This is a genomic window from Achromobacter sp. CF-sbj1-Ac2-l, from assembly GCF_052698165.1.
In genome coordinates, this window is record NZ_CP199855.1 from 2,240,120 (window position 1) to 2,253,377 (window position 13,258).

The following is a 13,258-nucleotide window of genomic DNA, read 5'->3' on the forward strand; positions in this document are numbered from 1 at the left end:
GTCCGATTTGGGTCGCTATCTATTTGATGTTGAAGAGATATTGCTCCGCCCTTCTAGTAGCGGTTACTGTTTTGCGCCGATGACCGCGACAGAGCCGACGCGGTCAGGCAGACCGTTGATGGCGCCTGCGATTTCCGCGCCGTTGGGGCCAAAGAGCGTCAGGTCATATTCCGGCTTCGCTACGAGACCACCGATTTCCTTCCACGCGTCGGGATTGCTGACGTCGTTCGTGGTGATAGTCACGTCTCCGGCGAAGACCAGACCGTTGCCGGTCGCATCCAAAGCCGTCGGATCCAGCTTGCCGTTATTGATGTTGAAGACAATGTCCTTGCCGGTCGAGGATATCTTGGCAGGAATCTTGATCTCGTCCAACGAGAATGACCCCTGGCCCGTGGCGGAGCTGGGGCCCGTTACCGTGACCTGGTAATCGAACATGCCACGCGGGAAGTTCGAGAAGGTCACACCGGCGTAGTTGTAGGTGCCATTTACCAGCGTGTCCGGCACGGTCTGTTCGCCGACGATGCTCTTGACGAAGTGGCGGCCCACTGTGCCACGTGCAAGGTTGACCACCGCCGCCGAATAGTTCTGGCGGTAGACGCGGTATACCACCGGAGACTTGACGCCGGCGGCCGCGGAATTGTCATTGGAGGTCAGGCTCAGATCATCGTTGCGACCTGTGCCTGCGGGGCCGTTCTTGCCGTACAGGGTGAAGGCTTGCAGGGAGTTCAGATCGAATACGTTGGAAATGCCTGTGCTGGCCTGAGTCGGAACGGCCGCGGAAGTGGAGGGACCGTAGGTCTGACCGTTGTAATTGAACGAGCCCTGGTAAACGACATTCGCTTGTTCTTCCAGGTTGCTGGGTTGGTCGAGGTCCAATTGGTTCCAGCCTGCGGAGGCGACGCCGGCGGATCCGGTCATCAGCAAGCAGCGGAAAGTGAGGCGAGTTTGCGCATGGTCGTGTCCTTGAAAAGGGATGATGAACGATCCCCAGTGGCAACAAGGGTTGATTTTTGGGGACCTGGGTGAACCCGGCAGCCAGCGTTGTCGCCAGGACTGCGACCTGATCGGCTAGGATCCACACATCTAGGAGGACACGCGACCAGTGGTGAAAGTGCACGCCGTGTGCCAAACCCATGCAGCCTTTCGTCCGATTCGGTTATATGCGGCAGAGGACGGCTGCGCGTCGGATGATCCGGATACCTTCACAAGCGGTAGCTCAAGGTCAGCAACGCATTCCGTGGCGGTGCTGAATTAAAGGAGCGTTCATGCTGGTAGTAGACCTTGTCGAATATGTTGTTGACGTTCAGTTGCATGCTGAAGTGCCGGTCGATCTGGTAGCGCGCCATTAGGTCGACGACGTAGTAGGCGTCCTGTCGCATCAGGTAGTCCTGCTTGCGGTGCTCTAAGTCCATGGGAATCCAGGCGGACTGTGTGCGGCTCTGCCAGCGCACGCCCGCGCCAATGGTCAGGCGTTTGACGCGATAGGTGGTGAACAACTTGAAGGATTGTTCGGGCGCGCGATAGCTGCCGGTCAGGTCGTCAACCGCCGAAAACATGATCTCCCCCTTGAATGGCGGCAGGACCTGTTTTTGTTTGACGTAGCCCACGGCGATATTCCAGTCTTTCGTGATAGCGCCGGTGGCATTGAATTCCCATCCATAGACGCGCCAGCCGTTGTTGTCAGTAGTCGGGGCGTTGGGGTCGTAGCTTTGAAAGGGAAAGTCCTTTTGTGTCATCCTGAAGTAGGATGCTGCGATATTGAGGCGTTCGTCGAAAAATGCGCCTTTGAGGCCTCCCTCCTCGGTGATCGAGCGCACCGGGGGGAGGTAATCGCCGGTAATGGCGTTGGTGCCACCGTTAGAACCGTTATAGACGGGGTCGCGCACGTAGGAGGTTGTATAGCTGCCGTAGGCATTGATCTGCGGCGTCAGTTCGACGATCAGACCGCCATAAGGCAGGAACTTCGGGCGCATGGTGGGGTTGGTGGAATTGGGAAGGAAGTGGGTGGAGTTGCAGTGGTCGACTAGACAGTCGGTGTCGACATGGTCCGTCTCCACATCCTTGGCCCAACGCCCGCCCAGAATGAGATGAACGCGCGAAATCGGTCGCAAATGGCTGCTGAAGTAGTACCCAGTTTGCCGGCGCTTGGTGATATATCGTTCCCTGGCGCTGTACATGTCCCTGCGGGAGCCGGCCAACTCTGATTCCTCGGGAAGGCGAGCGGTCCAGCCTTCGATGGGAATGGCACCTATCGACGTGCGATCCATGGGCGACCTCGGTGGGAGGCAAGAGCGATTGCGGCGGCCACATGACTCGAACGCGAGTAGGGGGTATTCCGCCGTCCCGAAGGAATCATAGCCACCGTAGACCATGTGATTCACGTTATAGGCATTGGCGCCCACGACGAATTCCTGGTCTCGGCCGAATGCCTCAATACGGCCTTTCAGGTGAACATCCACGGCATTGACGATGTTCTCTTGATGGTCGCGTTTGGCAATGTAGCTGGCCAACCCCGCTTGGGGCACGTAATAGCGGGATCCCATTTCCCCGTACAACTGGTCGTCCATGTTGCTGGCATGGTTGTAGCTGGCCTTGAATGACCAGTCGTCGTTGAAATCATGGTCCCAGGTGAGAAACAGATTGGTGTAATTACGATGGGTGTGTGACCAAGGGGTTGCGTTATTGAAGTCGCGCGAGACGCCTCTGGTTGGCAATACGCTGTCGCCTGGTGGCAGGTCGCGTATGCCCTCCGGTAGAAATTCTTTTTCTCCAGGCCGGAATCTGTTGTTTGACACTTCCGAATACCTCGCCAAGCCATGCGGCGAGGCCCCGTCCAGCTTGAAGTCGAATTGCGTCACGCCGGCGCTGATGCGGTTGTTCTCCGTCACATCCAATTGCCCGATCAGCGACACCGCGCCTCGATCGCTCTTGACCCGCTCGACCCAGTGATTACCCTTTTGCATGGCTGCCGCCAGCCGCACCCGGAACCGGTCGTTGACCGGCGTGGAGAGGTCCAGCTCGGCGCGGCGATTATTCCAGCTGCCGTATTTCAAATTCGCCGACAGGTGACGATCCAGGTAGGGATACTTGCGCACGAAGTTCAGGCTGGCCGACGCATCGCCTTCGCCGCCCGTCAGGCTATTGGAGCCGCGGATCACATCGATGCGCTCGTACAGAAAGGAATCCTGCAGCCCGATGTTGCCGTTGGCGGAGCCGGACAGTATGTAGCTGCTGGCCATGACGCCATCCAGTTGCACCGAAGTGACCGGAAAAGTCCGTGAATAGACAGGTTGGTTCCCGGCGCCCGCCACGCCGGCGGTAATCAGTGTGATGCCCGGCGTCTGGTCCAGCACTTCACTGACCGTCAACAACCCCTGATCCTGAATCTGCTGCGCCGTGAACGTGGTGATGCTCTGCGGCGTTTCCTTCGGCGCCAGGTCGAGCTTGGTGGCGCTGGACGTGCTGCTGACGGTGTAGCCCCGGTTGGGCGCGTCGCCTTCGCGGTAGCCGCTGACGGTGACGGCGTTCAGCTGGGTCACATCGGTGGCGTCCGCGCCTGCCGCCTTCGGCAAGCCGCGCAGCATGTAGCGCCCCGGCGCACGCGCCACCGCTTCGAATCCGCTGCCTTGGAGGATGCGGCGGAAACCCGCCTCGACCTCAAAACTCCCCCGCAACCCGGCGGATTCCTTTCCCGCAAGCAGCGAGGCGTCGAACGACAGGCTGACGTCGACCGCCTGCGCGTACTGGTTCAGCACCGTGGTCAGCGGACCGGCCGGGATGTCCACCTGCAAGGTGCTGGCGGCGAGGGCTGCCGAGGGCGTTTGCGCGTGGGCGGCGCGCAGCGGCGTGAAGGCGGCCAACAGGCATATGAGCGTGAGATTCAGCGTGAACTGGCGCGCGCCCGGCGCGGCAGGGTGCGAGGAGCGGCCAGGCGCGCAGGCCGGTGAAGTGGAGGGGTGATCGTGCATGGACATATCGCGGCATAGTGATTGAACGGGAAGCGAGGCCATGGCCGGAACCGGTTCGGTTCGCGTCCATGGCGAGCGCCATCGTCATTGAGGACACGCGACGTACTACGAAAGTGCAAATGCGATTGAAAAAAATACTTATGTGATCGCTTTTGCGCTTGACCCGTGGCGTCAGGCACGAGGGCCGCCGCCTGCGCCACCGCGCCGGCTACGCCCCTGGGCGCGCCAGCACCGTCACCCAGTAGCGCGTATGCCGCCGCACCTGCACAGGGAAACTGTCCGAGATTGCTTCCAGCGCCTCGTCGGTGTCCCGCAATGAGAAGACCCCGGAGACCTTCAGATCGGCCACCGCCGGATCGCACCGCAGAATGCCGGGCCGATAACGCGCCAGTTCGGCGACGACCTCGGCCAGTGGCCGATCCTCCACCACCAGACGGCCATGCAGCCAAGCCTGCGCATCCACGGACGCGGCGCCCACCGGCCCCGCGCCGTCGGCATCGAACGACACCGCCTGACCGGCGCGCAGCAGCACCGCAGGGATGCGGATCGAAGGGTGATTCTGCGTCTGGCCAGGCAGGATGGTGGCCGACTGTTGCAACACCTGCACCCGCGTGTCGCGGGTATCCAGCCGCACCGTGAAGCGGGCCTCCTGCGGCAGGATGTCGCCATGCGGCGTGCTGACGACGAACGGGCGCGGCATGGCCCGCGAGGTCTGGTCCTGATGGACCTGCATCAGGATCTCGCCGGCACGCAGCACCACCCGACGCCGCGCGTCGCTGAAATCCAGCGTCACGCAGGTGGCGGTGTTTAGATAGAGCTGCGAGCCGTCGTCCAGTTGAAATTGGCGCAGCTCGCCGGTCGCGGTCTGCCAGATGTCCGACTCCCCTGACCGCATGACGCCATAGGCGCCAGTGGCCAGCAGGCCCATCCCCATCAACGACAGCAGGCTGCGGCGCTGCGCGCGCCGGCGCGCGGACGGGGTGAGCACGGCCGTGGCGACATTAGCCGGCACGCGGCTGAAGGCGCCCCGCATCTTCTGCAGTCGTTCCCAGGCCTGGCGATGCGTGGGGCTGGCGTCGAGCCAGGCCTGCCAGTCAACGCGATCGCGCGGCGTCGCGTCTTCGGCCATGAGGCAGGCAAACCAGCGGGCGGCTTCGTGTACGGCCGATTCCTCGGCGGACGACGGCGGGCGGGACTCGGCCATGCAACCTGCCGGGGGATCAGAAGGCCGCCAGGCAGCAGTGCGCCATGGCGCGCGCGATGTAGTTCTTCACCGTGCGCAGCGAGACATTCAGATTCACGGCGATCTGCGTGTAGGGCAACCCTTGGAACTGCGATAGCACCAGGGCCTGCCGCACCTTCGGGTCGAGGCCGTCGAGCATGCGATCGAACTCGAACAACGCCTCGCGCACCAGGGCCTGGGTTTCGAGGGAAGGCACCTGCTGATGCGGCAGGGAGGCCAGGACTTCGAGATAGGCGATTTCCAGCGCCTGCCGCCGGTAGAAATTGGCCACCAGCCGTCCGGCCACGGTAGCCAGATAGGCGCGCGGTTCGCGCAGGGGGGAGGTGTCGATGTGGAGGGGAGTGGCGGCGCACAGCACGCGGACGAAAGTGTCCTGGGTCAGATCGTCGGCGTCTTCGGCGCGGCGGACTTTAGTGCGAAGCCAGTTGCGCAGCCAACCGTGATGCTCGCGGTAGAGGCCACCGACCTGGTGGGCGGTGGGGGCGAGGCACTTTTTCATGGTGGGGACGGCGGGGAGTGAAGTGCGAATGGGAAGTGTTTTGTTTTTATAGTCGATGGGGTAGGGGGATGGGCGGGGGGCTGGGGGAAATCGGGTTTGTCTGAGGTGGGAGGGCGGCGTCGTGGCTGTCGGGGAAGTGCTTGGTCAGCTTAATGTGGGTCACTGATGTGATTTGGCAACGACCGCTGCCGGCCAGAAGCAGACGCTCGCAGGCGATTTTCCAAAGCTGCCCTCCGCGCAGCTCAGACTGAAATGCATCATCGACGCCCAGGATTCTGCAATCTTCGAGCCCGTGAAGCATCACTTCCAATCTGCGTGTGGAAACCATATCACGACTGGGCAGCGACAGGAACTCGAAATGGCGCTCCCAGCCGATTGAACGCGTTCATTGCGGCGATCGTGATCGTGAGATCAACCAGATCCTTGGGCGCGAATTGTGCCGAGGCGGCGGCATACGCTTCATCAGACGCGTGCGTCTCGCTGACACGGGTCACCTCTTCAGCCCAGGCTAGCGCGGCGCGCTCCTGCTCAGAGAACAAATGGTGCACCTCGTCCCATACCGGTACCAAACTGATCTTGTCGATCGACATGGTTTTTCTTAGATCGCGACTATGCATATCGATGCAGTGTGCGCAGCCATTGATTTGCGAAACGCGGAGGAACACGAGGTGCACGAGTTCCTCCGGAAGGTTCGTCCTCCTCGTGACATAGTGGTGGATACCGAAAAGTGCCTTTGCGCCTTCAGGTGCGATCTCTTGCCAGTTCAAACGGGTCATCACAGTCCTTTGCTGTTGTTTATGATTGTCGGATCGCGGCCAGCGCGCCCCGAAGGCCGCCTATCGACTTCGACCGCGATCCATGACATAAGCAGACGTTACTCCACCGGCTGTTGGAGAAACAGACCCAAAAACTGCCGAAACGACTGACCCAAGATGACTGACTTAAGTACGTTCGATGCACTGTCGATTCAGGTGGACCGAGCCGCCGTCGCGGCAATCGGCGAGCAGATCCATGCGAGCCTGCGACAGGCGATCCTCGACGGCCGGCTTGCGCCAGGACAGCGTTTGCCTTCCGGTCGAGACCTCGCCGCGCAGCTTGGTGTCGCGCGCGGCACAATCCGCGTGGCATACGATCGGCTAATCGCCGAGAACCTGGTATTCGGTGCCGGCCCCGCTGGAACGCGCGTAAGCGCTCGGCCGCCTACCATCGAAGCGGTCGACGACTTGCCAATCGACGGACCTTTGGCGGCTTTCAACCGTCCATTTTCGAGCGCCCCACGGCCCTTCCAAATGGGCGTACCCGCTCATGACGCTTTTCCAGCCAAGCTGTGGGCCCGCATGCGAGCGCGTGCCCTACGCGACGACGCGAGCACTAACACGGCCTACGCTGACCCGCGAGGCGAACCCGTGCTGCGGGCCCAGATCGCGAGCCACCTTGCCATCAGCCGACAAATGCAATGCCATCCCGATCAAATCATCGTCACCGGTGGATACCGGCAGGGCCTGCTGCTTGCCCTCACGGCGCTACGCGCCCAAGGGCGCAAGGCGTGGATCGAAGAGCCAGGTTATCCGCTGGGAAGGCGCGGGCTCGAGCTAATCGGCGCCACGCTCGAACCTGTGGCTGTTGACGCCGAGGGGCTGCGCGTGGACGATGGCATCGCCCGGGCCCCAGACGCCATGCTGGCACTGGTCACCCCAGGCCAACACGCACCGCTAGGCGTGACCCTATCGCGCGCACGAAGACACGCCTTGCTCGACTGGGCGGCGTCAAGTGGCGCCTGGATCATCGAAGATGACTATCTTGGGGAACTTCAGCTCGACGGTAGGGCTGCACCGGCCCTTGCCTCAGGCGCAGGCGCCGAGCGTGTGATCCACATCGGGTCGTTCAGCAAAACGCTCAGTCCGACGCTCGGCCTCGGTTTCGTCGTCGCCCCACGTTCGCTGGCGGAACGTCTGGTCGAGGTTGCCGCCGTGTTGGCCCCGGCTCCGAACCGGATCACCCAGTTGGCTGTTATGGAGTTTCTATCCAATGGGCACTTCCTGCGGCACCTGCGGCAGATGAAGGCTCTCTATGCCGAGCGCCGCAACCTCGCGCTAACGCATGTAAATAGGCTTCTGCCGGGCACGCTGGCGGCTGGCCTGGGCGTGATCGCACCGCTGCCACAGATTGCCGACGACATCGCCGTGGTGCGTATCGCCCGCGCACATGGCCTCGCGCCCTCGGCGCTCTCCGCTTGGCACCTTAGCCGCGGGTACGCTCAACGTGGCTTGCTACTCAGCGTGACGAACCTGCACCCCCACAACATAGAAACCGCATGCGTGACGCTTGCAAGAATCGTTGCGTCTCATTGAATCCTGGACCGCATATCCCCGTGGATCATGCACGCGGCGTCGGAGCGTCCGGTTCTCGCGGAAACTGACGTCCGCGGTCGTCGGCGAAGTTCCGCCGACGGCCAGTAGCGGCCGTTCGAACGCTTGCCTGGGGCTTGGATCGAAAGAGTCAGGACTCTCAGTTGGAAGTCCACGGTCAGAAGGTAAAGGCGATCGAGTCGGCCCACTATCGCGCAGTTGCAAAAACACGGGGAACGCTACCTTGGGATACGCCTTGGATTAACCGCCATTCGGAGGCACTCGAAAGCTCTCAATGATCTTCTTTTCGGCCTTTTGAAGTAGAGAGATCGTCTCCGCTATCCATCTCGAAACGTACTTTTTCGGGTGGCCCGGTGCCATGTCGGCAGGAGCCTGGGCGGCGTTGTCTTGTTGTTCGGATGTCTTGTTTTCCATGAGCGAGATGTTCGAATATCCCTTACCATCCGTAAAGTTGACCTTACTGATCTATATGGTCAGGAATACTGATGCGCAATTTGAATTTGGACCAACTTCAAACGCTGATAGCGATTGCAGATCTAGGCACGTTCGCAGCTGCCGCCCAGGCACTTCACCTTGCTCCTCCGACAATCAGTTTGCATGTCAAGGAACTGGAATCTCGCATGCAGGCAAACCTGCTCGAGCGCGGTAGACGGCAAACAGCGCTGACGCCAGCAGGGTTGGCACTGGTGCAAGAGGGGCGCAAGCTACTTGCCTCGAGTGACGATCTGATTGATCTCGTACGCAGCACGGCAGCCGGCGGTGACGGCGTGGTAAAGATTGGGGTGTCGGTCGGCGTCGGAATGCGACGACTGCCGCTGATGCTCGATGCCCTTAAGCGGCGAAAACCAGGGGTGGAACTGAAGCTGGAGGCAGTAGGATCAGCCGAGGCTATGCAACGGCTACATGCCGCGACTCTCGATATCGGCATCGTGGCCAGCCCCCAACCTGCCGTCGCGCGTGTTGCGCTCGTTCCCTGGCGAAACGACCCAATGGTTGCACTGATACCTGCTTCCTGGGAGGTTCCCGAAACAGTGACACCAGAATGGTTGTCCACGAAGCGGTGGGCCTGTTTCGCGCCGGGCACCCAAATGTATGGCCTTGTGGCGTCGTGGTTCGGGCAGGCTGGCCTAAACCCCCGCCCCTATTTGACTCTGAGCTACCCCGGCGCATTGAAGAGCTTGGCCAGTGCCAGCCAGAGCGCCGCGATCTTGCCCTTGGAAGAAGTGGACGATCAACACCGGACGCCAGACATATCGGTTCGCCCTCTTCACCCGCGGCTCATGCGCCCGATGGCCGTAGCGCATCGAAGCTTTCCAGCTCCCAGTGAGGCTATGGCTGCTGTTCTGGAAGTCCTAGCAGAGTTCGCTACCTAACACGTGCGATCCCGAGAGGCCACGAAATTTCCTCCTGAGTTATTGACCCGCAATGCGAACTACCGCACTGGGGGGCATTGGCAGCAACGGGTCGTCATCGGCCGGCGATCCAGGGCGGCATACGGCCAGGAGCGGCCTGTCGACGTTGACTGTTAGATCGCCCATAATCATCTCTCTGATGGCGAGAATTAGCGCGACATAGCCAGAAAGGCAGGTCGCTCCAACGAATGAAGGTCTCATTATTCCGACTGGAGGAGCCTACGGCGTATGAAAATGGAAGATCAAACAATCGCCATTCCGTCGCGAGTCCGCGGATTCAGAAGCAATCCTCGTGCAACGCTTGCCCGGTTCATCAAAAGCATTTGGGGACCATTCGTGGCATTAGTTGCAGTGGGCGTACTTTGGTCCTATTTAGCAAATGAAATTCCGCATCCAACTGAACAGACCGTCGAGCATTTTGGCGTCTATGGAGATAGCTTTGGCCGAGTCACTTCGTTGTTCACTGCTTTGGGATTCGGCGGCCTAGTCATCACCTTGCTGCTACAGCAACGCCAGATCCGCGCTCAGGAAGAAGATGCCAGGCAAAATCGTCAGAATGACGAAAAAAGGCGATATGAAGAAGTCTTGTTCAGGCTTTTAGATATCTATCGACAAACTCTTTCAGAGGTCCGCGTTGGTGAGACGACGGGGCGCGCGGTGCTGAAAAATGCCCTGAGCAGAGTGGACGCCGCTCTCATAGAGGAAGGGGTGAATGGTCTATCGCGCGGAATTGCAAGTAGGCGAGATAGCGGATCGCTCACAACGGAGGACAGGCGATGTATCGACTACCTCCATTTCCGAAATTTCAAGATTGTCGCGACAGAAATTCATCCCCAAACTCGCCTGATAGACACCTTTGAAGTGCTACTTGAGCAGATGCTTAGGGGAGCGCCGGACCATCTACTTATTGACGCCTATAAAGAGCTAGTATTCGCTCAAATCACATTCCTCGAGTGTCGCTATGTCTTCTTAGTAGCACTCTCTCATCCGAGTCGAACCCGGCTCCGAGACCTTCTGGCCAGAACTGGATTTTTTGACCGACTATCTCGATCACAGCTTCACCAACTTCATCGCGACATGTATGAAGAATATTGGGGCCAAGCACTGGTGCAACGCGCGGCACCGGCAAGTATTCCGATGTCATCCGGACGCATAAAACGTGCGCTGCGGGCGCATAAAGCTGCCGGCGGTGTACCTACGACCACTTACACTCCCCTGGGTGTACGCAACTCACAAGGATCCATGAGAGAAGCCAAAGACCGTACCCGATAAAATAACCTGCGTACGTCCAACTTCATTTTTTAGCGCTGCGTGCCGTCAGTTTTGGGTAATGCTATCAGACCGTTTGTCTTCGCAAGGCACGACCGTTTCGGGTCGAAAGATGCCGCCGCTGGACGACTGCCCGCGGCCAGAATGTACATTCGTGAACTTTGACCGGCTGGCCGCTTTGTAAAGGAGCTGAATGGACCGCGCACTGGTAACCAAACCGATAACGTTTCTACCATGGAAAGAAGTCATCGCTCGGAGAGGCACCCCGACTTATCGAGTGATGGTGATGGATCCACGAGGGACTTATCCGCGTGGGATTCAGCATGTGCCCTTAGGGTTCTTCTACGCTGACGAAGATATCGCTTTTTCTGTGGTGCATGGTGGCGATTGGGCAGACATAGTAGAAGATGCACCCTATTCTGAGTTCGATTGGGCTTCGCCAGAAGAGCTTCGATTAATGGCGTCGTTAGTCCTATGTGAACTTCGGGACGAACCTTATGTCAGCTTGTATCCCGTCGTGCGATACAGCCCTCGACTCGACGCAAACGAACTCGATCTGACTTGCCCTTTAACCGTACATCGCGTGAGGGAACTTCTGTTGAAAACTGCCACGGAGGCCAATACTTCTTTTGGTCAACATGCGTTGCTTCGCGGAGTCTTCAGCAAGAAGTACAACACCATCCCTGCGGGACGATATGGCTTTGACCGATTGTTAGCGTTTTGGGAAGCCCTTAATGATGCGAGCTTTGTCTTCTTTCGAGGAATCTATACGCTTATCAAGGCCGACATGCTTCGACAGCACTACGAATTCAACGAGGAAGCTATAGGCTCACTCTACATAGCACTCGATGCATCGTTCAGTTTGGTGAAGCGCCATCTACATGGCCTCGGAATCAAGGATCCATCCGCTCATGATGCCGCAATGTGGCTTCATCAGCACTTTGACGCTCCATTTGGCTTAAGTGCTCCAGACGACACAGAGAGATATTTTGGTGAGTTTTACGAACAGCGTGTAATGACACTTCATCCGTCGAATAGGTATGGCGACACGCCCTATGCGCCAATCATGCATGACGATATTCCGCACCTACGGCGGTCCCTCCGGGAGATTTTCGCGTATCTCTTACTTGGACAGCATGGGCCAGATTTTCATAGAGATCTTCAGGACTACTTAGGGAAAATCCCACCTTCGGGGTGCGCATGAACACAGTCACAACTTAGATGAAAAAAAAGGGACGTCGGGCAGTTTATTCAGTCTGGTCTGACCTCGCTTAGCCATCTCCGCTAAGCAGCACTTTGATCCGCCGAACTTCCGCTTTGGGTCGTAACGCGACTCCCACGCCACTCCGTTGCCCAACAAAAAGCCGCGTTCCCCAACCCAGGAAACGCGGCCTCATCCAGCAGGACCGACCAGCTATCGCCGGTCCCGCCCTTTAATGCATCTGCCCATACTTCCCGGCATTGAAGTCCTGGATCGCCTCGACGATCTCCGCCTGCGAATTCATCACAAACGGCCCGTATCCCACCACCGGCTCGTCGATCGGCTCGCCGCTCAACACCAGGAACACGGCGTCGTTGTTGGCTTCGACCGTGATCTCGTCGCCATCCTGCGAGAACAGCGTCAGTTGCGCGTCGCGCGCCACGGCTTCGCCGTTGACCAGCACCGTGCCGCGCAGCATCACCAGCATGCTGTTGCGGCCCGTCGGGATCGCGAAGGTCGCGGTCTTGCCGGCGGACAGGCGCACGTCCCACACGTCGATCGGCGTGAAGGTGCGCGCCGGACCGGTCTGGCCGCCGTAGCTGCCGGCGATGACGCGCAGCGAGCCGGCATCGCCAGGCAGCGACACCACCGGGATATCCGCGTTCAGCAGGCTCTGGTAGCCGGCCGGCGCCTTCTTGTCCTTGGCCGGCAGATTGACCCACAACTGCACCATCTCCAGCTCGCCGCCCTGGCGGGTGAACGCGGGGGAGTGGAACTCTTCATGCAGGATACCCGAGGCGGCCGTCATCCACTGCACGTCTCCAGGCCCGATGACGCCGCCGTTGCCGGTGGAGTCGCGGTGCTCGACCTCGCCGCTGTAGACGATGGTCACGGTTTCGAAGCCGCGGTGCGGATGCTGGCCGACGCCGCGCGGTTGCGTGGCCGGCGCGAATTGCGCCGGGCCGGCGTAGTCCAGGAGCAGGAACGGGCTGACGTTCTTGCCCTTGTCGTTGTACGAGAACATCGAGCGCACCGGAAAGCCGTCGCCCACCCAGTGGGGACGCGGGCTGGCATGCACACCCAGAATCTTCTTCATGATCGTCATTCCTGTTGCGCGGCCCCTGCGGGGCCGTTCGTCATACCTGTCAAGATAAGGGCGGGAGGCCGCTTTCGGTAGTCCCCGCCATCGATAAGCACTGTTCCAGGAATAGGACACTGATAGCGCCAGACCTGGGCAGGTGTTGCCAGTGAGGCACGCGCGGCGCCGGGAGGAATCCGGGCCCGGACCCGTTCCGGT

The 13,258-nt window shown here is 59.9% G+C and carries 10 protein-coding genes; 4 read left to right on the forward strand and 6 right to left on the reverse strand.

Annotated elements, in window-relative coordinates:
• Positions 1-63 precede the first annotated feature (63 nt).
• From ACUDCK_RS10275 to ACUDCK_RS10295, 5 genes are all read right to left on the reverse strand, one after another.
• Positions 64-918 carry a hypothetical protein gene (locus ACUDCK_RS10275; RefSeq protein ID WP_175168088.1) on the reverse strand — a complete coding sequence of 285 codons (855 nt, stop codon included), beginning with the start codon at positions 916-918 and terminating at the stop codon, positions 64-66.
• A gap of 284 nt (positions 919-1,202) precedes the next feature.
• Positions 1,203-3,968, reverse strand: coding sequence for a TonB-dependent siderophore receptor (locus ACUDCK_RS10280; protein ID WP_244976956.1), 2,766 nt, complete (start codon positions 3,966-3,968; stop codon positions 1,203-1,205).
• Positions 3,969-4,176: 208 nt separating this feature from the next.
• A complete protein-coding gene (locus ACUDCK_RS10285) occupies positions 4,177-5,172 on the reverse strand; it encodes a FecR domain-containing protein (protein WP_175168089.1) in 996 nt (331 codons plus the stop codon).
• Between the two features lie 16 nt (positions 5,173-5,188).
• Entirely contained in the window at positions 5,189-5,710 is a 522-nt protein-coding gene (locus ACUDCK_RS10290) for a sigma-70 family RNA polymerase sigma factor (protein ID WP_175168090.1), read from the reverse strand.
• Between the two features lie 329 nt (positions 5,711-6,039).
• A complete protein-coding gene (locus tag ACUDCK_RS10295) occupies positions 6,040-6,486 on the reverse strand; it encodes a carboxymuconolactone decarboxylase family protein (RefSeq protein ID WP_029580638.1) in 447 nt (148 codons plus the stop codon).
• Between the two features lie 156 nt (positions 6,487-6,642).
• Here ACUDCK_RS10295 and pdxR point away from each other — a divergent pair, with 156 nt between their 5' ends.
• From pdxR to ACUDCK_RS10315, 4 genes are all read left to right on the forward strand, one after another.
• Positions 6,643-8,061, forward strand: coding sequence for a MocR-like pyridoxine biosynthesis transcription factor PdxR (gene pdxR, locus ACUDCK_RS10300; RefSeq protein ID WP_045953178.1), 1,419 nt, complete (start codon positions 6,643-6,645; stop codon positions 8,059-8,061).
• A gap of 503 nt (positions 8,062-8,564) precedes the next feature.
• Complete coding sequence (locus ACUDCK_RS10305) at positions 8,565-9,452, forward strand: LysR family transcriptional regulator (protein ID WP_081273349.1); 888 nt, start codon at positions 8,565-8,567, stop codon at positions 9,450-9,452.
• Between the two features lie 267 nt (positions 9,453-9,719).
• On the forward strand, positions 9,720-10,763 hold the full coding sequence (locus ACUDCK_RS10310) for a hypothetical protein (protein ID WP_175168091.1): 1,044 nt from the start codon (positions 9,720-9,722) through the stop codon (positions 10,761-10,763).
• Between the two features lie 190 nt (positions 10,764-10,953).
• Positions 10,954-11,964, forward strand: a complete 1,011-nt coding sequence (locus ACUDCK_RS10315) for a hypothetical protein (RefSeq protein WP_175168092.1) — start codon at positions 10,954-10,956, stop codon at positions 11,962-11,964.
• A 229-nt stretch (positions 11,965-12,193) separates the two neighbouring features.
• Here the strand turns inward: ACUDCK_RS10315 and ACUDCK_RS10320 are convergent, their stop codons facing one another.
• Entirely contained in the window at positions 12,194-13,057 is an 864-nt protein-coding gene (locus ACUDCK_RS10320) for a pirin family protein (protein ID WP_064522632.1), read from the reverse strand.
• Between the last annotated feature and the right edge of the window lie 201 nt (positions 13,058-13,258).